We start from the raw sequence: 21,422 nt of genomic DNA, 5'->3' as shown, positions 1-21,422 counted from the left end.
ATTTTCGCCCCGCAGCGTGGAGACTCTCCCCTTGACCACCATCGTTTCAGTTCGTCGCCACGGCAAAGTCGTCATGGGCGGCGACGGCCAGGTTTCCCTTGGCAATACCGTGATGAAAGGCAACGCGAAAAAAGTGCGTCGCCTGTACCACGGCCAGGTCCTTGCCGGTTTTGCAGGGGCCACCGCTGACGCCTTTACCCTGTTCGAGCGTTTTGAAGGCCAACTGGAAAAACACCAGGGCCATCTGGTGCGTGCCGCCGTCGAACTGGCCAAGGAGTGGCGCACCGACCGCTCCCTCAGCCGCCTCGAAGCCATGCTCGCCGTCGCCAACAAAGACGCGTCCCTGATCATCACCGGCAACGGTGACGTGGTTGAGCCCGAAAACGGCCTGATCGCCATGGGTTCCGGTGGGGGCTATGCCCAGGCCGCAGCCAGTGCCTTGCTGAAAAAAACCGACCTGTCGGCCCGGGAAATCGTCGAGACCGCCTTGGGTATCGCCGGCGATATCTGCGTGTTCACCAACCACAACCTGACCATTGAGGAGCAGGACCTCGCGGAATAAGCCGTCGGCTTTTTCCTGCTTGAGGACCACACACCACTATGTCCATGACTCCCCGCGAAATCGTCCATGAACTCAATCGCCATATCATCGGCCAGGACGATGCCAAGCGCGCCGTTGCCATCGCCCTGCGTAACCGCTGGCGCCGGATGCAACTGCCCGAAGAATTGCGCGTTGAAGTAACCCCCAAGAACATCCTGATGATCGGCCCGACCGGTGTCGGCAAGACCGAAATCGCCCGGCGCCTGGCCAAGCTGGCCAACGCACCGTTCATCAAGGTCGAAGCCACCAAGTTCACCGAAGTCGGCTACGTGGGCCGTGACGTCGAGTCGATCATCCGTGATCTGGCCGACGCCGCCCTGAAGTTGTTGCGCGAACAGGAAATGACCAAGGTCAGCCATCGCGCCGAAGACGCTGCCGAAGAGCGCATCCTCGACGCCCTGCTGCCACCGGCACGCGCGGGCTTCAATGAAGACGCCGCTCCTGCCTCCGATTCCAACACGCGCCAGCTGTTCCGCAAGCGCCTGCGTGAAGGCCAGTTGGACGACAAGGAAATCGAGATCGAAGTCGCCGAAAGCGCTGGCGTCGATATCTCGGCGCCGCCTGGCATGGAAGAAATGACCAGCCAGTTGCAGAACCTGTTCGCCAACATGGGCAAGGGCAAGAAGAAAAGCCGCAAGCTCAAGGTCAAGGACGCGCTCAAGCTGGTGCGTGACGAAGAAGCCGGGCGCCTGGTCAACGAGGAAGAACTCAAGGCCAAGGCCCTGGAAGCCGTCGAGCAGCACGGCATCGTGTTTATCGACGAGATCGACAAGGTGGCCAAGCGCGGCAATTCCGGCGGCGTTGATGTCTCCCGCGAAGGCGTACAGCGCGACCTGCTGCCGCTGATCGAAGGCTGCACGGTGAATACCAAGCTGGGCATGGTCAAGACTGACCATATCCTGTTTATCGCATCCGGCGCGTTCCACCTGAGCAAGCCAAGCGACCTGGTGCCGGAGCTGCAAGGCCGCCTGCCGATTCGCGTGGAACTCAAGGCGCTGACCCCGGGCGACTTCGAACGCATCCTCAGCGAGCCACACGCTTCGCTGACCGAGCAATACCGCGAGCTGCTGAAAACCGAAGGCCTGGGGATCGAGTTCCTGCCAGACGGTATCAAGCGTTTGGCGGAAATTGCCTGGCAGGTCAACGAGAAGACCGAGAACATCGGTGCCCGTCGCCTGCACACCTTGCTTGAGCGTCTGCTGGAGGAAGTATCCTTCAGCGCCGGCGACATGGCGGGCGCGCAGAATGGCGTGGCGATCAGGATCGACGCCGACTACGTCAACAGCCACCTGGGCGAGTTGGCGCAGAACGAAGACCTGTCTCGTTATATCCTGTAAGACTTGCACAGGAACCGCTCTGCTTTAATGTGGGAGCGGGCTTGCTCGCGAATGCGGTGGGTCAGTCACAGTTGCATAAACTGACCCACCGCATTCGCGAGCAAGCCCGCTCCCACATTTTAAAGCCGGTTCCTTCAGGATCATCCACGAGCGGTTCCCCCAATGTCTAAAATGCCCACCGCCATCAATCTGCACAAAGCCTCCAAGACCCTCTCTCTGACCTACGGCCCCGACGAGGTCTATCACCTGAGCGCCGAACTGCTGCGGGTGCACTCACCTTCCGCCGAGGTCCAGGGCCACGGCAAACCGATCCTGCAATTCGGCAAGCTGAATGTCGGCCTGACCAAGATCGAACCTGCCGGGCAGTACGCACTGAAATTGACCTTCGACGACGGTCATGACAGCGGACTGTTCACCTGGGACTACCTCTACCAACTCGCCGTACGTCAGGACGCGCTGTGGGCCGATTATCTTGCCGAGCTCAAGGCGGCCGGAAAAACCCGCGACCCGAGCCAGTCCGTCGTCAAGCTGATGCTCTAAATCAAGCCTCTTGCTCATTAGTGGGCATTTTCTAATTTCATCTGCTTGAATGCCCTGTGGTGTGACCAAAGATTGGTCCGCTTGCGCATTAAATAAAACTCGGGTAACCAATGGAGTTGGCAAGTTCCCTGCATTTTACGATGCGGTATCAACGGTCACCCGAGCAGCAGTACCAGGCTTGTGTTGTGCCTCGATAATTGGGTGCACAGCGGTACCCGGTACTCGTCTTTCGGACAATGGAGCGTCGTGGATGAGTAACAAGAATAACGATGACTTGAAACGCCAGGCCTCGGAAAACACCCTGGGGCTGAACCCGATCATCGCATTACGGAAAAAGGATTTACTGGCTTCTGCACGCATGGTGCTAACCCAGGCCATCAAGCAACCCCTGCACAGCGTCAAGCACGTCGCCCACTTTGGCGTCGAATTGAAAAACGTGGTGTTCGGCAAGTCCGAGCTTGCCCCTGAAAGCGATGACCGTCGTTTCAACGACCCGGCCTGGAGCCAGAACCCGCTCTATAAGCGCTACCTGCAAACCTACCTGGCGTGGCGCAAGGAACTGCACGACTGGATCGGCGACAGCAACCTGTCGGAGCAGGACATCAGCCGTGGGCACTTCGTCATCAATCTCATGACCGAAGCCATGGCCCCCACCAACAGCGCCGCCAACCCGGCAGCGGTCAAACGCTTCTTTGAAACCGGCGGCAAGAGCCTGCTCGATGGCCTCTCGCACCTGGCCAAGGACCTGGTGCATAACGGCGGCATGCCGAGCCAGGTGAATATGGGTGCCTTTGAAGTGGGCAAGAGCCTGGGCACCAGCGAAGGCGCGGTAGTGTTTCGCAATGACGTGCTGGAGCTGATCCAGTACAAGCCGATCACCGAACAGGTGTACGAACGCCCACTGCTGGTGGTGCCGCCGCAGATCAACAAGTTTTATGTGTTCGACCTGAGCCCGGACAAGAGCCTGGCGCGTTTCTGCCTGCGCAATAACCAGCAGACCTTTATCGTCAGTTGGCGCAACCCCACCAAGGCCCAGCGCGAATGGGGCCTGTCGACCTATATCGAAGCGCTGAAAGAGGCGGTCGACGTGGTCACGGCGATTACCGGCAGCAAAGACATCAACATGCTCGGCGCCTGCTCGGGCGGCATCACCTGCACCGCGCTGCTGGGCCACTATGCGGCGCTGGGCGAGAAGAAGGTCAACGCCCTGACCTTGCTGGTCAGTGTGCTGGACACCACCCTCGACACCCAGGTAGCCCTGTTCGTCGATGAGCAGACCCTGGAGGCGGCCAAGCGCCATTCCTACCAGGCCGGCGTGCTGGAAGGCCGGGACATGGCCAAGGTGTTCGCCTGGATGCGCCCCAATGACCTGATCTGGAACTACTGGGTCAACAACTACCTGTTGGGCAATGAGCCACCGGTGTTCGACATCCTGTTCTGGAACAACGACACCACGCGCTTGCCGGCGGCCTTCCACGGCGACCTGATCGAACTGTTCAAGAACAACCCGCTGATACGGGCCAATGCCCTGGAAGTGTGCGGCACCCCGATTGACCTCAAGCAGGTGACGGCCGACATCTACTCGCTGGCGGGCACCAACGACCACATCACGCCCTGGCAGTCCTGCTACAAGTCGGCGCAACTGTTTGGCGGCAAGGTCGAGTTCGTGCTGTCCAGCAGCGGGCATATCCAGAGCATCCTCAACCCCCCCGGCAACCCCAAGGCGCGTTACCAGACCAGCGAAAGCATGGGCGAGAAGGCATTGGACTGGCAGGAAAACGCCACCAAGCATACCGACTCGTGGTGGCTGCACTGGCAGGGCTGGCTAGGGGAGCGTTCGGGCAAATTGAAGAAGTCGCCTGCGAACCTAGGCAATAAAGCCTACGCGGCGGCGGAGGCTGCACCAGGGACATACGTTCACGAGCGCTAAGGCCACACTTTTGTGTGATTGCAATGAGATCAAATGTGGGAGCTGGCTTGCCTGCGATAACGGTGGGTCAGCCAACACATGTACTGACTGACCCGCCGCTAACGCAGGCAAGCCAGCTCCCACATTGACCGCAGTAACACTTCACAGGGCTTGAGCATGCCGCAACCGTTCATCTTCCGTACCATCGACCTGGATGGCCAGACCATCCGCACGGCGGTACGACCGGGCAAGTCTCACTTGACGCCACTGCTGATTTTCAACGGCATCGGCGCCAACCTTGAGCTGGTGTTTCCGTTCGTCCAGGCCCTGGACCCGGACCTGGAAGTGATTGCCTTTGATGTACCCGGAGTGGGCGGGTCATCGACACCCAGTCGCCCCTATCGCTTTCCCGGCCTGGCCAAACTCACCGCGCGCATGCTCGACTACCTGGACTACGGCCAGGTCAATGCCGTCGGGGTTTCCTGGGGCGGCGCCCTGGCACAGCAATTTGCCTACGACTACCCGGAGCGCTGCAAGAAGCTGATCCTGGCCGCCACCGCTGCCGGTGCCTTTATGGTGCCCGGCAAACCGAAGGTGTTATGGCTGATGGCCAGCCCGCGGCGCTATATCCAACCGTCCCATGTGGTGCGCATCGCGCCGATGATTTACGGCGGCTCGTTCCGCCGGGATTCAAAACTGGCCGCCGAACACGCAAGCAAAGTGCGCTCGGCCGGCAAGCTGGGCTACTACTGGCAGCTGTTTGCGGGCCTGGGCTGGACCAGCATTCACTGGCTGCACAAGATCAAGCAGCCGACCCTGGTGCTGGCCGGCGACGACGACCCGCTGATCCCCTTGGTCAATATGCGCATGCTGGCCTGGCGCATCCCTAATGCGCAGTTACACATCATCGACGACGGCCATCTGTTCCTGATTACCCGGGCCGAAGCGGTGGCACCGATCATCATGAAGTTTCTCCAGGAGGAGCGCTTGCGCGCGGTGATCCATCCGCAGCCGGCGCCCCATAGCCACACCTGAGTGGTATCGGGTCAGGACGACCCCTACGCGCAACTTGGCCAGAACCGACTATGGTTCTGAATTGGCGTGCTTGTTGGCGAATTGACGAAGGAGTGTTGACCCATGCGTGACAGACCCGTAAACGTCCCGGCGCCTACACCCGCCGCGTTCATCAATGCACAAAGTGCAATCACCGGCCTGCGCGGCCGGGATCTGCTATCGACCCTGCGCACTGTCGCCGCCCACGGGTTGCGCAACCCGTTGCACAGCGCCCGGCATGCGCTGGCATTGGGTGGGCAACTGGGCCGGGTGCTGCTGGGTGAGACCGTGCATGAACCCAACCCCCACGACAGTCGCTTCGCCGACCCTACCTGGGCCCTCAACCCCCTGTACCGGCGCAGCCTGCAAGCGTATTTGAGCTGGCAGAAACAAACCCGGCACTGGATCGACGACAGCAGCCTGAGCGACGACGACCGCGCACGGGCGCACTTTGCCTTCTCGTTGCTCAACGATGCAGTGTCACCGTCCAACACCCTGCTCAACCCGCTGGCGATCAAAGAGCTGCTCAATTCCGGCGGCCACAGCGTGGTGCGCGGCGTAAGCAACCTGTTCGATGACCTGCTGCACAACAATGGCCTGCCACGCCAGGTCACCAAGCAGGCGTTCGAGGTGGGCAAGACGGTAGCGACCACGCCCGGTTCGGTGGTGTTTCGCAATGAGCTGCTGGAGCTGATCCAGTACAAGCCCATGAGCGAAAAACAGTACGCCAAGCCACTGCTGGTGGTGCCGCCGCAAATCAACAAGTACTACATTTTCGATTTAAGCCCGGCCAACAGCTTCGTGCAGTACGCCCTGAAAAACGGCCTGCAAGTGTTTATGGTCAGTTGGCGCAACCCGGACGTGCGCCATCGCGAATGGGGCCTGTCGACCTATGTGGCGGCGCTGGAGGAAGCATTGAATATCTGCCGGGCGATCAGCGGCGCCCGCGAAGTGAACCTGATGGGTGCCTGCGCCGGCGGCCTGACCATCGCCGCCCTGCAAGGCCACCTGCAGGCCAAGCGCCAACAACGGCGGGTCGCCAGTGCCACTTACCTGGTAAGCCTGCTGGACAGCCAGATCGACAGCCCCGCCACGCTGTTTGCCGACGAACAGACCCTGGAAGCGGCCAAGCGCCGTTCCTACCAGGAAGGGGTGCTGGATGGTCGCGACATGGCCAAGGTCTTTGCCTGGATGCGCCCCAATGACCTGATCTGGAACTACTGGATCAACAATTACCTGCTGGGCAAGGAGCCGCCGGCGTTCGACATCCTGTACTGGAACAACGACAACACCCGCTTGCCGGCGGCCTTGCATGGCGATCTGCTGGATTTCTTCAAGCACAACCCCTTGAGCCATCCCGGTGGCCTGGAAGTCTGCGGCACGCCCATCGACCTGCAGAAGGTTACCGTCGACAGCTTCAGCGTGGCCGGGATCAACGATCACATCACCCCGTGGGACGCGGTCTACCGTTCGACCTTGCTGCTGGGCGGCGACAAACGTTTTGTGCTTTCCAACAGCGGGCATATCCAGAGCATCCTCAACCCGCCGGGCAACCCCAAGGCGAACTTCGTCGAGAACCTCAAGCTGAGCAGCGATCCACGCGCCTGGTACTACGACGCCAGCCACATCGAGGGCAGTTGGTGGCCGCAGTGGCTTGAGTGGATCCAGCAACGCTCCGGGGTGCAGCGCGAAACCCTGACGGCCCTGGGCAACCAGAACTACCCACCGATGGAAGCAGCACCGGGCACCTATGTGCGGGTGCGCTGAGCTCAACGATCAGATTAAGAAGACTGGATGAAAACCCGCGACCGGATCCTTGAATGTGCCCTGCAGTTGTTCAACCACAAGGGCGAGCCAAATGTTTCAACCATGGAGGTGGCCAATGAAATGGGGATCAGCCCCGGCAACCTCTACTACCACTTCCATGGCAAGGAGCCCCTGGTACTGGGGCTGTTCGAGCGCTTTCAGGGGGAGTTGGCGCCGCTGCTCGACCCGCCGCCGGATGTGCAGTTGGCGCCCGAGGATTACTGGCTGTTCCTGCACCTGATCGTCGAGCGCATGGCGCACTATCGGTTCCTGTTCCAGGACCTGTCGAACCTGGCCGGACGCTTGCCCAAATTGGCCAAGGGGATTCGTAACCTGCTGACCGCGCTCAAGCGCACACTGGCCTCACTGCTGGCACGGCTCAAGGCACAAGGGCAGTTGGTCAGCGAGACCCAGGCACTGGGACAGTTGGTGGAGCAGATCACCATGACCCTGCTGTTCTCCCTGGATTACCAGCGGATCCTGGACCGCGAGGCCGAGGTGCGGGTGGCGGTGTATCAAGTGATGATGCTGGTGGCACCGCACCTGTTGATGCCGGCACGGTTGGCCACCGAGCGTTTTGCACTACGCTACCTGGACGACACACAGCCCGCGTAGGCCGGCGACTTACAAGTCTGCAACCAAGGTTGACAGACTTACATCGTCATCTATTGCTGTTGCAACTTCCCGCTATTGCTTTTCTCACTTGGCAATTATCACGGGCGCCAATGTATTACGCCGGCAGCCTCTTTGAAGTAACCATCACCGAAAACCCTGATCGACGAATAGCGCATAACGATATGGGTAACTTTGAATATGATCTCAAACACACTCTTGAGCACTGCGATCACCGACGCTTTCTTTTCCTTCTCAAGAGCCCCCGAGCCCCACGCTACCTGATGCAGACGGCCAGGGCAGTGAACCACGGGCAGGGTTTCAAATTCGTGCAAATACCTAACCAGACCGATAGGTGGCACCATCAAGCTCTGTAACATGATAGGTAATACGAAAGATTGACCGCATGTAACATGCCCGGGTTTTATAATGACGATTAAAGAGTAACGACGTAGCATCATTATAAAAAACCGTATTACATATCTCTCAGCGAAAGGGATTCTTGTGGATATCAGATTTCTCGAAAGTTTGATTGCCGTCATCGAGACGGGCTCAATCGCCGCAGCGGCGCGCAGGGAAAACCTTACCGCCCCGGCGATCAGCCAGCGTATCCAGGCGCTTGAACGCTCTCTTTCCTGCGGATTGCTCAACCGAGCGGCCCATTCTGTCGGTCCTTCCGAGCAGTGCCTTGTACTCTTGCCGAGCATTCGCGCCCTGATTCAGGGCTGTGCACAACTACACGACGAACTGGATGCGGGCGGGCTGTCCGGCGACCTGCGGCTGGGAGCCGTGTCCACGGCATTGACCGGTATCCTGCCGCAGGTCATGGAACAACTGCTGGTCGCGGCACCACGCTTGCGCCTGCGGATCACTCCGGGCGATTCGCGCAACCTTTATGAACAGGTCGTCGCCGGCGAGTTGGACGCTGGCATCATGGTGCGACCGCCCTTTGCATTGCCTAAAACCCTGACCCTGGAAGTGTTGCGGCGCGAGTCATTGATGATTCTTACAAAAGCGCCTGTCGAACCCGGTGAAATTGCCTCGACCATTCTTTCCCACCCGCTGATCAGCTATGACACCAATGCCTGGGGCGGCCAGATCGCCCAGCAGTACCTTCAAGACCACCAATTACAGCCAGATGTGCTGTGCAATCTGGATGCCTTGGAGGCGATATCCCTGATGGTCGCCAAGGGCATGGGCGTATCCTTGGTGCCGGCATGGGCCGGGTTGAAGACCGACGATGTGTACGCAACACCAACAAGCCACACGAACACCTACCAGCGGGAGATTGTTCTGCTCTACCGATCAACCCCGAGGCGGCCCCAGGCATTGAAGGTACTCAACAACCTGCTGATGCAAACCTGCCGCGAATCCGAGGCCCCAGGCGAGCCCGACCGTTAGACGTGTATCACTGTCGGTATTCCACCCGCCAAAAAAAACGCCCGGCCTTTAAGGCCGGGCGTTTTTACACGTCCCCCGAAAATCAGGACTGACTGGATGGCGTCGGGGTTGCCGGCGTTACAGTCGGGGTAGCCGCGGCCGGCGTCGGCGCAGTGGCCGAGTTGGTCGCAGGTGCCGGGGTTGCAGGCTTGGCCGCGACAGCTGGCTTGGGCGCTGCAGGCTTCTTGGCTACGGCGGGTTTCTTCGCCGCGGGCTTTGCAGCAGGTTTCGCGGCCGGTTTCGCGGCAGCCGGTTTGGCAGCGGGTTTGGCTGCAACTGGCTTGGTCGCCGGCTTGGCGGCAGCGGTTTTGGCCACTGGCTTGGCGGCAGGTTTAGCTGCCGGCTTGGCCGCTGGTTTTGCCGCAGCTTTGGCCGCTACCGGCTTCTTGGCTGCTGGTTTGGCTGCTGCCGTTTTCGCCGCGGGCTTGGCTGCTGCCTTGGCCGCAGGTTTAGCTGCTGGCTTGGCTGCAGGTTTGGCTGCGGCCTTGGCCAATGGCTTGGCCACGGTTTTCGCTGCTGGTTTGGCCGCAGCCGTTTTCGCGGCCGGCTTGGCCGCCGCTTTGACTGGAGCGACTTTAGCGCCGGTCAGCTTTTCGATTTGCTTGGTCAGGGTATCGACCTTGCTGTGCAGCGCCTTGACTTCATTGCGGCTAGGCACACCCAGGCGCGAAATAGCACTGTTCAGGCGCTTGTCGAGTGCGCCTTCGAGTTCGCCCCAAGTACCCAGTACCTGTTTTTTTGCATCACTGATTCGGGACTTGGCAGAGCTCGCGCTCGCCTTGGCCGCATCGACTTGCTTGCCCACTGTGCTCTTGGTCAACTTCTCGGCCTTCTCGCCGTCTTTAACCAAAGTCTCGAAGAGTTTGCTACCGTCACTGTCGATCTTCGAGTACACGCCTAAACCAGCCAGCCAGATCTTGCGGGAGTATTCTTCAACTTTCCCGACCCAAGAGCTGCCTTCTTTCTGAGTAGTCTTTTTAACAGCCATCCGATGTCTCCTTAGTGTTTACGCGCGACACGTTCGAGCAATGCCGTTAGCTCATCGAGCTTAGCAGAGAGTGTCTCCACGTCATGTTTAGACGCAATGCCGATTCGATTCAAGGCACTTGCAACACGCTCGTCAAAAGCCTTCTCGACTTTATCCAATTGCACTTCGACGCAACCTTTGACGCTGGAGACATTGCTCTTAACGTAATCAATCTGACTGTTGGCGGCATCAAGTTGTTCATTCACAACTTTTTTGCCTTTACTTTCAACATGTTGACCCGTCTTAACGAGTTCCTTGAAGTACTCGCTGCCTTCGCTGCCGACCTTCGCGTAAGCCCCCAAACCCGCCAACCAGATCTTGCGAGCATAGATTTTAACGTCGCTCAGGGCGCTGATTTGGGTGTCGATTTTTTTCTTCAAAATAACTTTGGCCATGGTGCACCTCACGCATAAAAGGGTGGAGGAACTGCCCACAGGAGTTGAGGGCTGAGTACAAAGTAGGGAGAAAAATTAGAATCGGCACCCTAAGAACGGCGCAATCGACCAGCACCCAATGCGGCGCGCGGTCGCAGATCAGGCCAGGGCCTTATCCAGGGCCTTCTCGATTTCGGACTTGATAGTGCCACTCATGGCCGACATCAACAGACCCAGTTCCACGTCGATCCGTAACGAATCCTCGGCCACTTTCAGTGTGCCTTTGACGCCGGAACGCTTGAGGTTCAACGTGTCGCCAGACCAAGACGGCTCCAGGCCATATTGTTCCTTGAGTTTATGCGCCAACTTCTCGGCTTTCGCCCTGGCAGCTTCCTTACCCAGTGCGTGGGCACGTTCAATCTGAATGCGGGCCATTTGAATGACTCCTCGTTATAAAGACGTATTGAGCACCCTACTCACCCGCCATGCGGCAAAAGGTCTCGGTGGCCACCCATCTTACCTTCAGCCTTGCCAAGACAAAGCATGCCTTGGGGATTAGAATGCCCCCATTCTCTTTTGGTGACAGCGATATGACTGATCAGCGCAAAGGCAGCGATGCCGAACCCACCACTCACTTCGGCTTCAAGAACGTCCCGGAAAGCCAGAAAGCGGAAAAAGTCGCTGAGGTGTTCCACTCCGTGGCCGCCAAGTACGACCTGATGAACGACGTGCTGTCGGGTGGCATGCACCGCCTGTGGAAACGCTTCACCATCGAATTGTCGGGCGTGCGCACCGGCAACCGGGTGCTGGATATCGCCGGCGGCACCGGCGACCTGGCGGCCAAGTTCTCCAAGCTGGTTGGCCCCACCGGCCAGGTGGTATTGGCCGACATCAACGGCTCGATGCTCAAGGTCGGCCGCGACCGCCTGCTGGACAAGGGCGTGGCGGGCAATATCGAGTTCGTCCAGGCCGACGCAGAAAAGCTGCCGTTCCCCGACAACCATTTCGACTGCGTGACCATTGCCTTCGGTCTGCGCAACGTGACCCACAAGGAAGACGCCCTGCGCTCGATGCTGCGGGTGCTCAAGCCGGGCGGGCGCCTGCTGGTGCTGGAGTTCTCCAAGCCGACCAACGCGCTGATGTCCAAGGTCTACGACACTTACTCATTCGCCTTTATGCCGCTGATGGGCAAGCTGATCACCAATGACGCCGAGAGCTATCGCTACCTGGCCGAGTCGATCCGCATGCACCCCAACCAGGAAACCCTGAAGTCGATGATGGTCGAGGCCGGTTTCGACCGCGTGACCTATCACAACATGACCTCGGGCATCGTTGCCCTGCATCGCGGCATCAAGCCCTGATGTTGTTCACCGGCCTTCTCGCCAGCGTCGAACACGGCCTCAACCGTGTCCTGCGCCTGGACAGCACCGCCCTGGCGCGGCTGGCGCACTTGCACGGCAAGATCATTGCCGTCGATTGCAGCAGGCCGGCCTTGCAGCTGTTTATCCTGCCCAGCGATGAAGGCCTGATGCTCGCCGCGCACTGGGCCGCCGATGCCGACTGCACCCTGCGTGCGCCAGCGGCGAGCCTGCTGCGCCTGGCTTTGAGCCGCGACAAGACTGCAATCCTGCACGGCCCCGATGTGACCCTTGAAGGCGACAGCGCGGTGCTGATGGACCTCGCCGCGGTGCTGCAAGACCTCGATCTTGACTGGGAATACGAGCTGTCGCGCTGGCTCGGCCCGGTGGCCACCCAGTTGATCGGCGGGCACCTGCGCAGCCGTTCGCGCTGGTACCAGCAGGGTTTCGCCAGCCTCAATCAGAACCTCGCCGAATACCTGAGCGAAGAATCGCGCACCCTCGTCGGGCAACGGGAAGCCGAAGCGCGCTTTCGTGAACTCGACCAGGCCAAACTCGACCTGGAACGGCTTGAGGCGCGCTTCGAGCGCCTGAGCCGCTCCCTTGATCCAAGCGATAACGCATGAAGCTGCTCGCCGTCCGCCGTTTGTTCCGAATCCAACGCGTCGTCATTCGCTATCGCCTCGATGACCTGCTGTTCGCCCTGCCGCTGCCGTGGTTCCTGCTGGCGGTGCGCTATGTGCTGCCGTGGCGCTGGTTCCCGCGCAAGACCCTGGACCTGAGCCGTGGCGCCCGCCTGCGCTTGGCACTGCAGGACCTGGGGCCGATCTTCATCAAGTTCGGGCAGATCCTGTCGACCCGCCGCGACCTGTTGCCCGAAGACATCGCCGACGAGCTGATGCTGTTGCAGGACCGCGTGCCACCGTTCGACTCCCAGCAGTCGATGAAGCTGATCGAAGAACAGCTGGGCAAGAAAATCAGCGAAGTGTTCAGCCGTTTCGATGTCGAGCCCCTGGCCTCGGCCTCGGTCGCCCAGGTGCACGCCGCACAGCTGAAAACCGGCGAAGAAGTGGTGGTCAAGGTGATCCGCCCCGGCCTCAAGCCGATCATCGGCCAGGACCTGGCGTGGCTGTTCATTCTGGCCCGCGCCGCCGAGCGTTTCTCTGCCGATGCACGCCTGCTGCACCCGGTGGACGTGGTCGCCGACTACGAAAAAACCATCTACGACGAACTCGACCTGTTACGCGAAGCGGCCAACGCCAGCCAGCTCAAGCGCAACTTCGAAGGCTCGACGATGCTGTATGTGCCGCAGGTCTATTGGGACTGGTGCCGGCCAAAGGTGCTGGTGATGGAACGCATCTACGGCGTGCAAGTCACCGACCTGGCGACCCTGGCCGACCAGCGCACCGATATGAAAATGCTCGCCGAGCGTGGTGTGGAAATCTTCTTCACCCAGGTGTTCCGCGACAGCTTCTTCCACGCCGACATGCACCCCGGCAATATCTTCGTCAGCACGGTGAACCCGTGGAGCCCGCAGTACATCGCGATCGACTGCGGCATCGTCGGCAGCCTCACGCCCGAGGACCAGGACTACCTGGCGCGCAACCTGTTTGCCTTCTTCAAGCGTGATTACCGGCGCGTGGCGCAGTTGCACATCGACTCGGGCTGGGTGCCGGCCGAGACCAAGCTCAATGAATTCGAAGCGGCGATCCGCACCGTGTGCGAGCCGATCTTCGAAAAACCGTTAAAAGATATTTCATTCGGCCAGGTGCTGATGCGTCTGTTCCAGACTGCGCGGCGCTTCAATATGGAAGTGCAGCCGCAGTTGGTGCTGCTGCAAAAGACCTTGCTCAACATTGAAGGCCTGGGCCGCCAGCTGTACCCGGACCTGGACCTGTGGAACACCGCGCAACCGTTCCTCGAGCGCTGGATGCGCGAGCGGGTCAGCCCGAAAACCCTGCTGGGCAACCTGCAAAGCCAGGTCGAGCAACTGCCGCACCTGGCCAACATGACCCGCGACCTGCTGGAGCGCATGTCCCAGCCCCACGCCAAGGACCCGGCGCCGCCGTGGCACCAGCGCAAGGACGACTGGTTCCTGCGCCTGCTCGGCGCGGCGCACCTGGGCGGTGGCGCGGTGCTTGCCGCCGGTGGACCGTTGAACGAGCTGGGCCATTGGCCGGCCGGGATCATGGTCGCCGTGGGCCTTTATCTGGTCGTGCGTCGATAGGTCGACCGGTTATACACTGTTGCACATTGCCGGGGCGGGTCGCGCACGGCTGTCGGAGTCGAAGATGAAAGACTGGCTGGACGAGATCAAATGGGACAGTGACGGCCTGGTGCCAGCCATTGCCCAGGACCACAAGACCGGGCGCATCCTGATGATGGCCTGGATGAACCGCGAGGCCCTGAGCCTGACTGCCGCCGAGCAGCGTGCCATCTACTGGTCACGTTCCCGTGGCAAACTGTGGCGCAAGGGCGAAGAGTCCGGGCATGTGCAAAAACTGCACGAAATGCGCCTGGACTGCGACGCCGACGTGATCGTGCTGATGGTCGAGCAGATCGGCGACATCGCCTGTCATACCGGCCGCCACAGCTGCTTCTACCGGGTGTTCGAGAACGGCGCGTGGAAAACCGTCGAGCCCGTACTCAAAGACCCGCACGCCATTTACTCGGCAGGACATTGAACATGAGCGATACCCTGAACCGTGTGGCCCAGGTGCTGGAGGACCGCAAAGGTGCGGACGCCGACAGCTCCTACGTCGCCAGCCTGTACCACAAGGGCCTGAACAAGATTCTGGAAAAACTCGGCGAGGAATCCGTCGAGACCATCATCGCCGCCAAGGATGCCGAGATCAGCGGCGATTACAGCGATGTCATCTATGAGACTGCCGACTTGTGGTTCCATAGCCTGGTCATGCTCGCCCAACTGGGGCAGCATCCACAGGCCGTGCTGGATGAACTGGACCGTCGCTTCGGCTTGTCCGGGCACGCCGAAAAGGCCTCGCGCCCGTCCGCCTGAATAACTTTCTGACTGAGGAATTGCAGCATGGGCATTTTTGACTGGAAACACTGGATCGTTATTCTCGTGGTAGTCGTCCTGGTGTTCGGTACCAAGAAACTGAAGAACCTGGGCACCGACGTCGGCGAGTCCATCAAGGGCTTTCGCAAGGCCATGAACGACGACGAAAAACCGGCCGATACCGGCGCCAACCCGGTCCCGCCGGCGCAGCCTGTGCACCCCCAGGCAGCCCAGCCGATCACCGAGCGCCGTACCTTCGACGTGCAGGCCGAGAAAGTCGAAGAGCCGTCCCGCAAAGACTCGTGAGCACTGACTAATGTTTGGTATCAGCTTCTCTGAACTGCTGCTCGTCGGCCTTGTTGCCCTGTTGGTGCTGGGGCCTGAACGCCTGCCCGGCGCCGCACGCACGGCCGGCCTGTGGGTCGGGCGCCTGAAACGCAGTTTCAACGCCATCAAACAGGAAGTTGAACGGGAAATCGGCGCCGATGAGATTCGTCGGCAGCTGCACAACGAACATATTCTGTCCCTGGAGCAGGAGGCGCGCAAAATTCTCACGCCCCAGCAACAGGCGCCGACACCGGTTGAACCGGTGGCCGAGCAGAGCATTGCACCGATGGCCGAGACGGCCCCGATCGCCACGCCCGCTCCTCCAGCAGAGCCCGCGCCGACGCCCGCCGCGTCGCCCGCGCCCCACGACCCTACATTGCCGCCGCGAGCCCCATGAGCGCTGATAAACCGGAAAACGACCAGCATATGCCGCTGGTCTCGCACCTCACCGAGTTGCGCACCCGCTTGCTGCGGTGTGTTGCGGCGATCTTTGTGATCTTTGCCGGGCTGTTTGCCTTTACCCAGCAGATCTACACCTTCGTCTCGACACCGCTGCGCGAGTACCTGCCGGTGGGCGCGACGATGATCGCCACCGACGTGTCCTCGCCGTTCCTCACGCCGCTCAAGCTGACGATGATGGTGTCGCTGTTCCTGGCGATCCCGGTGATCTTGCACCAGATCTGGGGGTTTATCGCGCCCGGCCTGTACAAGCATGAAAAGCGCATTGCCGTGCCCCTGCTGGTGTCGAGCATCATGCTGTTCTACACCGGCATGGCGTTCGCCTACTTCCTGGTGTTCCCGCTGATCTTCAAGTTCTTCGCCGCCGCCACCCCGGCCGGCGTGGAAATGATGACCGACATCACCAGCTACCTCGACTTCGTGATGACGCTGTTCTTCGCCTTTGGCGTGGCCTTCGAGATCCCGGTGGCGGTGGTGCTGCTGGTGTGGATCGGCGTGGTCGACGTGCAATACCTGCGCAAGATCCGCCCGTACGTGATCATCGGCTGCTTTGTGGTCGGCATGATCCTGACCCCACCGGATATCTTCTCGCAGACCTTGCTGGCCGTGCCGATGTGGATGCTGTTTGAAGTAGGCATCCTGTTTGGCAGTCTGGTGAGCAAGCGTGGCGAACACCCAGATGACCAACCTGCCGATGACGACCAGCCGCCAGCGACCCAACCGTGAACCTGTTGCTGCTGGAAGAGGCCGACTTTATCGCGGCCGACCGGGTGATCCTGCGGGATCGGCGCCTGGTGCATATGCAGGAGGTGCATCGTGCGGCGGTCGGCGACAGCCTGCGCGTCGGGCGCATTGGCGGGCTGATGGGCAATGCCAAGCTATTGCGCCTGGAGTCGGGTGAAGCCGAGCTGCAAATCAGCCTCGACCAGCCGCCACCGGCCAAATTGCCACTGACCCTGCTGCTGGCCCTGCCCCGCCCGAAAATGCTGCGTCGGGTACTACAGACCGTGGCGTCCATGGGTGTGCCACGGGTGGTCCTGGTCAACAGTTATCGGGTCGAGAAAAGCTTCTGGCAAACCCCATTCCTGGAGCCAGAAGCCGTGCGCGAACAACTGATCCTCGGCCTGGAACAGGCGCGGGATACCGTCTTACCCGAGATCATCATCGAAAAGCGCTTCAAGCCCTTCGTCGAAGACCGTCTGCCGGCCCTGGCCCAGGGCACTCTCGGCCTGGTCGGGCATCCCGGCGACTACCCGTCCTGCCCCCGCGGGCTGGATGAGCCGGTGACCCTGGCCATCGGCCCCGAAGGTGGCTGGATTCCCTACGAAGTGGACTTGCTGGCCAAGGCCGGCTTGCAGCCGGTGCAACTGGGCGCGCGAATCCTGCGTGTGGAAACTGCCGTTACCGCGCTGCTCGCTCGCCTCTTCTGATTCCGCCCCTCCAAACACCACAAAGCCAGCTACCACAGGGCTTTGTGTCGCTACAGAATCGCGTTTGCATGCCGATATCCTCAGGATAAGTCCAAGCCTTGTTCAGGGGAGTCCACCGCATGTACCGTTGGTTAGCTGAAAAACTGGGGAATGTAAGCGTCAATCGTAAGCTGAGCGTGGGGTTTGGCCTGGTATTGCTTCTCACCCTTCTAATCACCTTCACCGGCTGGACAGGCCTGAGTGGCGTGATCAGCCGTGGCGATAAGCTGGGCTTTATTTCCAGCCTCAATGAGCTGACCAAAGACCTGCGCCAGGCGCGCCTGGACTATGAAATGCGCCGTGGCGAACAAGGCCCGGGGCTGGTCAACGAGTTGATGGAGAAACTCGACAGCGGCCTGAAAACCGCCCGCAGCCAGATCGAGCAACCGGCAGACGTCGCCTTGATCGACGAGCAGTTGGCCGCGGTTGCCAAGTATCGGCAATCCTTCAGCGCCATGGTCCAGGCCGGCGCCCAACGCGAAGATGCCCGCAGCAAACTCGGCGCTACCGCCGACAACGCCGTCGCACGCATCGCGGAGATCGAAAAAGTCCTGCTGCAAGGTGACAGCGTCACCCAGTTCAACAGCGTGATCGAGCTGAGCAAGCTGATTCAGCAAGCGCGCTTCCAAGTGCGTGGCTACACCTACAGCGCCAAGGTCGAAGCTGAGCAGCCGGCGCTGGAGGCCATCGCCAATGCCCTGAAGAGCGCCGACAGCCTGCGCAGCCAACTGCCTGAGCAGTACGGCGCCAACCTGCAAGAGGCCAGCGACTCCCTCAAGGCTTATCTCGCCGCCGTCAGCCAGTTCCGCGACTCCCAGGTCGCCAGCGCCGCGGCGCTCAAGGCCATGGCTGAGCAAGGCGACCTGCTGTTGGACCGCAGCAAGAAACTGACTGCCTCACAAACCGTGATCCGCGACAACGATGCCGCACAGGCTAAGTTCCTGTTGATACTGGCCACCGCCCTGGCACTGTTCTGCGGCATCGTCGCGGCCTTGGCGATTACCCGGCAGATCGTGATCCCACTGGGCCAGACCCTCAAGGTCGCCGAGCGCATCGCCGCCGGCGACCTGACCCACGACCTGGTTTCGCAACGCCAGGACGAACTGGGCCAACTGCAACGCGCCATGCAAAGCATGACCATGGGCCTGCGCGATCTGATCGGCGGGATCAGTGATGGCGTGACACAAATCGCCAGCGCCGCCGAGCAGCTGTCGGCCGTTACCGAGCAGACCAGCGCCGGGGTAAACAATCAGAAGGTCGAGACTGACCAGGTCGCCACCGCGATGAACGAAATGGCCGCCACCGTGCAGGAAGTGGCGCGCAATGCCGAGGAAGCCTCGGAAGCCGCCGTCGCCGCCGACCAGCAGGCCCGCGAAGGTGACAGGGTCGTCGGTGAGGCCATCGCCCAGATCGAGCGCCTGGCCGGCGAAGTAGGTAACTCCACCGAGGCCATGGGCCACCTCAAGCGCGAAAGCGACAAGATCGGCAGCGTACTGGACGTGATCAAGTCCGTGGCCCAGCAAACCAACCTGCTGGCCCTTAACGCGGCCATTGAAGCCGCACGCGCCGGGGAAGCCGGCCGTGGCTTCGCGGTGGTGGCCGATGAGGTGCGCAGCCTGGCGCAACGCACCCAGAAGTCCACCGAGGAAATCGAAGAGCTGATCGTCGGCCTGCAAAGTGGCACCCAACAGGTGGCGACCATCATGGACAGCAGCCGCAGCCTCACCGACAGCAGCGTTGAGCTGACACGCCGGGCCGGCAATGCCCTGGAAAACATCACCCGCACGGTCTCGGCCATCCAGGCCATGAACCAGCAGATCGCCACCGCTGCCGAGCAACAGAGCGCCGTGGCCGAAGAGATCAACCGCAGCGTGCTGAATGTACGCGATGTGTCCGAACAGACCGCAGCGGCCAGTGAAGAGACCGCCGCCTCCAGTACCGAACTGGCGCGCCTGGGTTCCCATCTGCAGGCGTTGGTCGGGCGCTTCCGGGTCTGACACCTCCCCTTCGCGGCGACCCGTCCGGGTCGCCGCATGCAGCTTGTGAAATTTCCTACATGTTTTTCAGGCCCTGATCGGTACGCCTGGCGCCCAAGGGAACTAGCGTTCAATGGGTTCACTGTGTCCACGCCCCTCGGCGTCCCGGCACGTTGATTTCCTTTGTGCACTTGCCGGAGGTTGGCCATGCTTCGTCGAATGACTCAACTGCTGGGTAACGCCAGCGTCACCCTCAAACTGGTCCTGGGTTTTGCCTTGGTGCTGGCCCTGAGCCTTGTGATTGCCCTGACTGGCTGGCAGGCCCTCGCCGCCTCGCTCTACCGCTCACAGACCCTGACCGTTCTCGCCCAACTGGCGGTCGCCGGCGAGGAGCTAAGGGCCGACCGCATCGTCTACCGCACCCTGGACGACGAGGCCAGCCTTGGCAAACTGAGCCAGTCCATGGAGAAGATCGACGGATATCTGGCCGAGCTTGCACAACGTCTGAAAGCGCCGAAACCCCAGCAGTATTTGCAAAGCATGGGGAACCTCTCCGAGCATTTCAAAACGACGCTCAAGGATGTCCCCGCGCGGGTCAAACAACGGGAAACCGCCCGTGAGCAGCTCAAACAGAGCTCTGTGCGCACCAGTGACGTCCTCGCGCAATTGGCCAGCGACCTGCCGGACCAGGAAGACGAAAAAGCCCTCGATGCCGTCGAAAGCCTGCGCCTGGCCATCGAACAGGCCGAAGACCGCGCCCTGAGCCCGGCCTGGGCCGCCAGCAGCCTGGATGTCTATACCCAGGAGGTCAACGACGCAGAACGCAGCCTCGAACTCGCCCAGTCGGCCGTGGAGAGGCTACCCGTGGACAGCAGCGCATTGAAAAATGCCGTACTCAACATTCGCACGCACCTGACACGCCTGCGGGACACCCAACTGACGACCGAAACCGCGCAAAACCAGCTCGAGCAGCAGTTGGACCAGCTACTGGCACAAAGCGACCTGCTTACTCAGGACCAGACTCAGCGCCGTGACCGGGAAGCCGAACAAGCCCGCACCCAGACCCTGGCCATTACCGGGGCGGCCCTGCTGTTCGGCGCCCTCGCCGCCTGGATAATCTCCGGGCAGATCGTCAAACCATTGCGCAGGGCGCTCACAGTGGCCAATCGCATTGCCGAGGGCGACTTGAGCCACGATGTGCAGACCCAGCGCCGTGATGAACTGGGCCAGTTGCAATGCAGCATGGCGCGAATGACCCTGAACCTGCGGGGGCTGATTGGCAGCATCAGCGACAATGCCCGGCAAATCGCCAGCGCCGCCGAGGAGCTTTCGGCCGTTACCGAGCAAACCCGGGCCGGCGTCAGCAATCAGCGCGACGAAACCGAGCAGGTGGCGACCGCCATGAACCAGATGCTCGCCACTGCCCAGGAGGTCGCCCGGCACGCCGAACAGGCCTCGATCGCCGCCACCCAGGCCAATCAGCAGACCGAACTGGGCGACCAGGTGGTGGCCGATGCGGTGGCACACATAGAACACCTCGCCCACGAAATGGCACGCTCAAGCCAGGCCATGCTGGGCCTGCAGCGGGAAAGCCAGAAGATCGGCAGTGTGCTGGAGGTGATCAAGTCGGTGTCCCAGCAGACCAACCTGCTGGCGCTCAATGCGGCAATCGAGGCCGCACGTGCCGGTGAGGCCGGCCAAGGGTTTGCGGTGGTGGCTGACGAAGTACGCAGCCTCGCCCAGCGTACCCAGCAGTCCGCTGAGGAAATCGAAGAGCTGATTGGCGGGTTGCACAGCGGCACGCAACAGGTCGCCGATATCATGGACAACAGCCGCACCTTGACCGACCGCAGCGTCGGCCTGACCCGCAACGCCGGCGACGCCCTGACGGAAATCGCGCGCACCGTGCTGGTCATCCAGGAAATGAATCCACAGATCGCCGCCGCTGCCGAACAGCAAAGTGCGGTGGCCGAGGAGATTAACCGCAGCGTGTTGAAAGTCCGGGATGTGTCGGAGCAAACCGCCGCTGCCAGTGAACAGACAGCGGCGGCGAGTATCGAATTGGCACGCCTGGGCACGGACCTTCAGCAGTACGTGGGCAAGTTCAAGGTATGA

Annotated in this window: 23 protein-coding genes and 1 pseudogene; 20 read left to right on the top strand and 4 right to left on the bottom strand. The window is 61.0% G+C overall.

The window, feature by feature from the left end; translation table 11 throughout:
* Nucleotides 1-31 precede the first annotated feature (31 nt).
* The 7 genes from hslV to PSFL_RS17660 all read left to right on the top strand — a co-directional run bounded on the left by hslV (nt 32) and on the right by PSFL_RS17660 (nt 7,861).
* Nucleotides 32-562 carry an ATP-dependent protease subunit HslV gene (gene hslV / locus PSFL_RS17690; RefSeq protein ID WP_017738857.1) on the top strand — a complete coding sequence of 177 codons (531 nt, stop codon included), beginning with the start codon at nt 32-34 and terminating at the stop codon, nt 560-562.
* Between the two features lie 38 nt (nt 563-600).
* A complete protein-coding gene (gene hslU / locus PSFL_RS17685; protein ID WP_057437226.1) occupies nt 601-1,938 on the top strand; it encodes an ATP-dependent protease ATPase subunit HslU in 1,338 nt (445 codons plus the stop codon).
* A 162-nt stretch (nt 1,939-2,100) separates the two neighbouring features.
* The gene (locus PSFL_RS17680; RefSeq protein ID WP_057437225.1) at nt 2,101-2,478 is read left to right on the top strand and encodes a gamma-butyrobetaine hydroxylase-like domain-containing protein; all 378 of its coding nucleotides are present in this window, start codon (nt 2,101-2,103) and stop codon (nt 2,476-2,478) included.
* Between the two features lie 250 nt (nt 2,479-2,728).
* A complete protein-coding gene (phaC, locus tag PSFL_RS17675; RefSeq protein WP_057958071.1) occupies nt 2,729-4,408 on the top strand; it encodes a class II poly(R)-hydroxyalkanoic acid synthase in 1,680 nt (559 codons plus the stop codon).
* Between the two features lie 156 nt (nt 4,409-4,564).
* Entirely contained in the window at nt 4,565-5,422 is an 858-nt protein-coding gene (gene phaZ / locus PSFL_RS17670) for a poly(3-hydroxyalkanoate) depolymerase (RefSeq protein ID WP_057437223.1), read from the top strand.
* Between the two features lie 102 nt (nt 5,423-5,524).
* On the top strand, nt 5,525-7,207 hold the full coding sequence (gene phaC, locus PSFL_RS17665; RefSeq protein WP_057437221.1) for a class II poly(R)-hydroxyalkanoic acid synthase: 1,683 nt from the start codon (nt 5,525-5,527) through the stop codon (nt 7,205-7,207).
* A gap of 27 nt (nt 7,208-7,234) precedes the next feature.
* Nucleotides 7,235-7,861: a TetR/AcrR family transcriptional regulator gene (locus PSFL_RS17660; RefSeq protein WP_128593006.1), complete on the top strand. Its 627-nt coding sequence runs from the start codon at nt 7,235-7,237 to the stop codon at nt 7,859-7,861.
* A gap of 98 nt (nt 7,862-7,959) precedes the next feature.
* Here the strand turns inward: PSFL_RS17660 and PSFL_RS17655 are convergent, their stop codons facing one another.
* Entirely contained in the window at nt 7,960-8,193 is a 234-nt protein-coding gene (locus PSFL_RS17655; RefSeq protein ID WP_397470331.1) for a hypothetical protein, read from the bottom strand.
* Nucleotides 8,194-8,362: 169 nt separating this feature from the next.
* Here PSFL_RS17655 and PSFL_RS17650 point away from each other — a divergent pair, with 169 nt between their 5' ends.
* Nucleotides 8,363-9,259, top strand: coding sequence for a LysR family transcriptional regulator (locus PSFL_RS17650; RefSeq protein WP_397470330.1), 897 nt, complete (start codon nt 8,363-8,365; stop codon nt 9,257-9,259).
* Nucleotides 9,260-9,341: 82 nt separating this feature from the next.
* Here the strand turns inward: PSFL_RS17650 and PSFL_RS17645 are convergent, their stop codons facing one another.
* The 3 genes from PSFL_RS17645 to PSFL_RS17635 form a co-directional block, all read right to left on the bottom strand.
* Complete coding sequence (locus PSFL_RS17645; protein ID WP_397470329.1) at nt 9,342-10,286, bottom strand: phasin family protein; 945 nt, start codon at nt 10,284-10,286, stop codon at nt 9,342-9,344.
* 11 nt (nt 10,287-10,297) lie between these two features.
* Nucleotides 10,298-10,720 (bottom strand): phasin family protein, encoded by a 423-nt coding sequence (locus PSFL_RS17640; RefSeq protein WP_397470328.1) that lies wholly within the window; start codon nt 10,718-10,720, stop codon nt 10,298-10,300.
* 138 nt (nt 10,721-10,858) lie between these two features.
* Nucleotides 10,859-11,134 carry a polyhydroxyalkanoic acid system family protein gene (locus tag PSFL_RS17635; protein ID WP_038445377.1) on the bottom strand — a complete coding sequence of 92 codons (276 nt, stop codon included), beginning with the start codon at nt 11,132-11,134 and terminating at the stop codon, nt 10,859-10,861.
* A gap of 155 nt (nt 11,135-11,289) precedes the next feature.
* On the opposite strand from PSFL_RS17635, the gene ubiE reads away from it, so the two are divergent.
* The 12 genes and pseudogenes from ubiE to PSFL_RS17575 all read left to right on the top strand — a co-directional run bounded on the left by ubiE (nt 11,290) and on the right by PSFL_RS17575 (nt 21,422).
* Nucleotides 11,290-12,060 (top strand): bifunctional demethylmenaquinone methyltransferase/2-methoxy-6-polyprenyl-1,4-benzoquinol methylase UbiE, encoded by a 771-nt coding sequence (gene ubiE, locus PSFL_RS17630; RefSeq protein WP_003209306.1) that lies wholly within the window; start codon nt 11,290-11,292, stop codon nt 12,058-12,060.
* Complete coding sequence (locus PSFL_RS17625) at nt 12,060-12,683, top strand: SCP2 domain-containing protein (RefSeq protein ID WP_397470327.1); 624 nt, start codon at nt 12,060-12,062, stop codon at nt 12,681-12,683. The genes ubiE and PSFL_RS17625 overlap by 1 nt, the downstream gene beginning before the upstream one ends.
* Nucleotides 12,680-14,284: a ubiquinone biosynthesis regulatory protein kinase UbiB gene (gene ubiB, locus PSFL_RS17620; protein ID WP_057958067.1), complete on the top strand. Its 1,605-nt coding sequence runs from the start codon at nt 12,680-12,682 to the stop codon at nt 14,282-14,284. Before PSFL_RS17625 ends, ubiB begins: the two co-directional genes overlap by 4 nt.
* Nucleotides 14,285-14,348: 64 nt before the next feature.
* Nucleotides 14,349-14,741 (top strand): phosphoribosyl-AMP cyclohydrolase, encoded by a 393-nt coding sequence (hisI, locus tag PSFL_RS17615; protein ID WP_029296001.1) that lies wholly within the window; start codon nt 14,349-14,351, stop codon nt 14,739-14,741.
* Nucleotides 14,742-14,743: 2 nt separating this feature from the next.
* Nucleotides 14,744-15,076 (top strand): phosphoribosyl-ATP diphosphatase, encoded by a 333-nt coding sequence (locus PSFL_RS17610; RefSeq protein WP_029295998.1) that lies wholly within the window; start codon nt 14,744-14,746, stop codon nt 15,074-15,076.
* A gap of 27 nt (nt 15,077-15,103) precedes the next feature.
* A complete protein-coding gene (locus PSFL_RS17605) occupies nt 15,104-15,382 on the top strand; it encodes a twin-arginine translocase TatA/TatE family subunit (RefSeq protein ID WP_038445371.1) in 279 nt (92 codons plus the stop codon).
* A gap of 10 nt (nt 15,383-15,392) precedes the next feature.
* Entirely contained in the window at nt 15,393-15,800 is a 408-nt protein-coding gene (gene tatB, locus PSFL_RS17600; protein WP_170059441.1) for a Sec-independent protein translocase protein TatB, read from the top strand.
* Nucleotides 15,797-16,588 (top strand): twin-arginine translocase subunit TatC, encoded by a 792-nt coding sequence (gene tatC / locus PSFL_RS17595; RefSeq protein WP_029295992.1) that lies wholly within the window; start codon nt 15,797-15,799, stop codon nt 16,586-16,588. The genes tatB and tatC overlap by 4 nt, the downstream gene beginning before the upstream one ends.
* On the top strand, nt 16,585-17,292 hold the full coding sequence (locus tag PSFL_RS17590; RefSeq protein ID WP_115127194.1) for a 16S rRNA (uracil(1498)-N(3))-methyltransferase: 708 nt from the start codon (nt 16,585-16,587) through the stop codon (nt 17,290-17,292). Before tatC ends, PSFL_RS17590 begins: the two co-directional genes overlap by 4 nt.
* 119 nt (nt 17,293-17,411) lie before the next feature.
* Nucleotides 17,412-18,473, top strand: a pseudogene (locus tag PSFL_RS17585) (methyl-accepting chemotaxis protein); the annotation flags it as partial.
* The gene (locus tag PSFL_RS17580; protein WP_390897827.1) at nt 18,456-19,328 is read left to right on the top strand and encodes a methyl-accepting chemotaxis protein; all 873 of its coding nucleotides are present in this window, start codon (nt 18,456-18,458) and stop codon (nt 19,326-19,328) included. The pseudogene PSFL_RS17585 and the gene PSFL_RS17580, both read left to right, overlap by 18 nt.
* Nucleotides 19,329-19,514: 186 nt before the next feature.
* A complete protein-coding gene (locus tag PSFL_RS17575) occupies nt 19,515-21,422 on the top strand; it encodes a methyl-accepting chemotaxis protein (protein WP_057437200.1) in 1,908 nt (635 codons plus the stop codon).

Source organism: Pseudomonas sp. DD1, from assembly GCF_044510355.1.
Lineage (GTDB): Bacteria > Pseudomonadota > Gammaproteobacteria > Pseudomonadales > Pseudomonadaceae > Aquipseudomonas > Aquipseudomonas shahriarae.
Note: the sequence above shows the minus strand (reverse complement) of the source record. Positions and strands in the feature narration are given on the sequence as shown.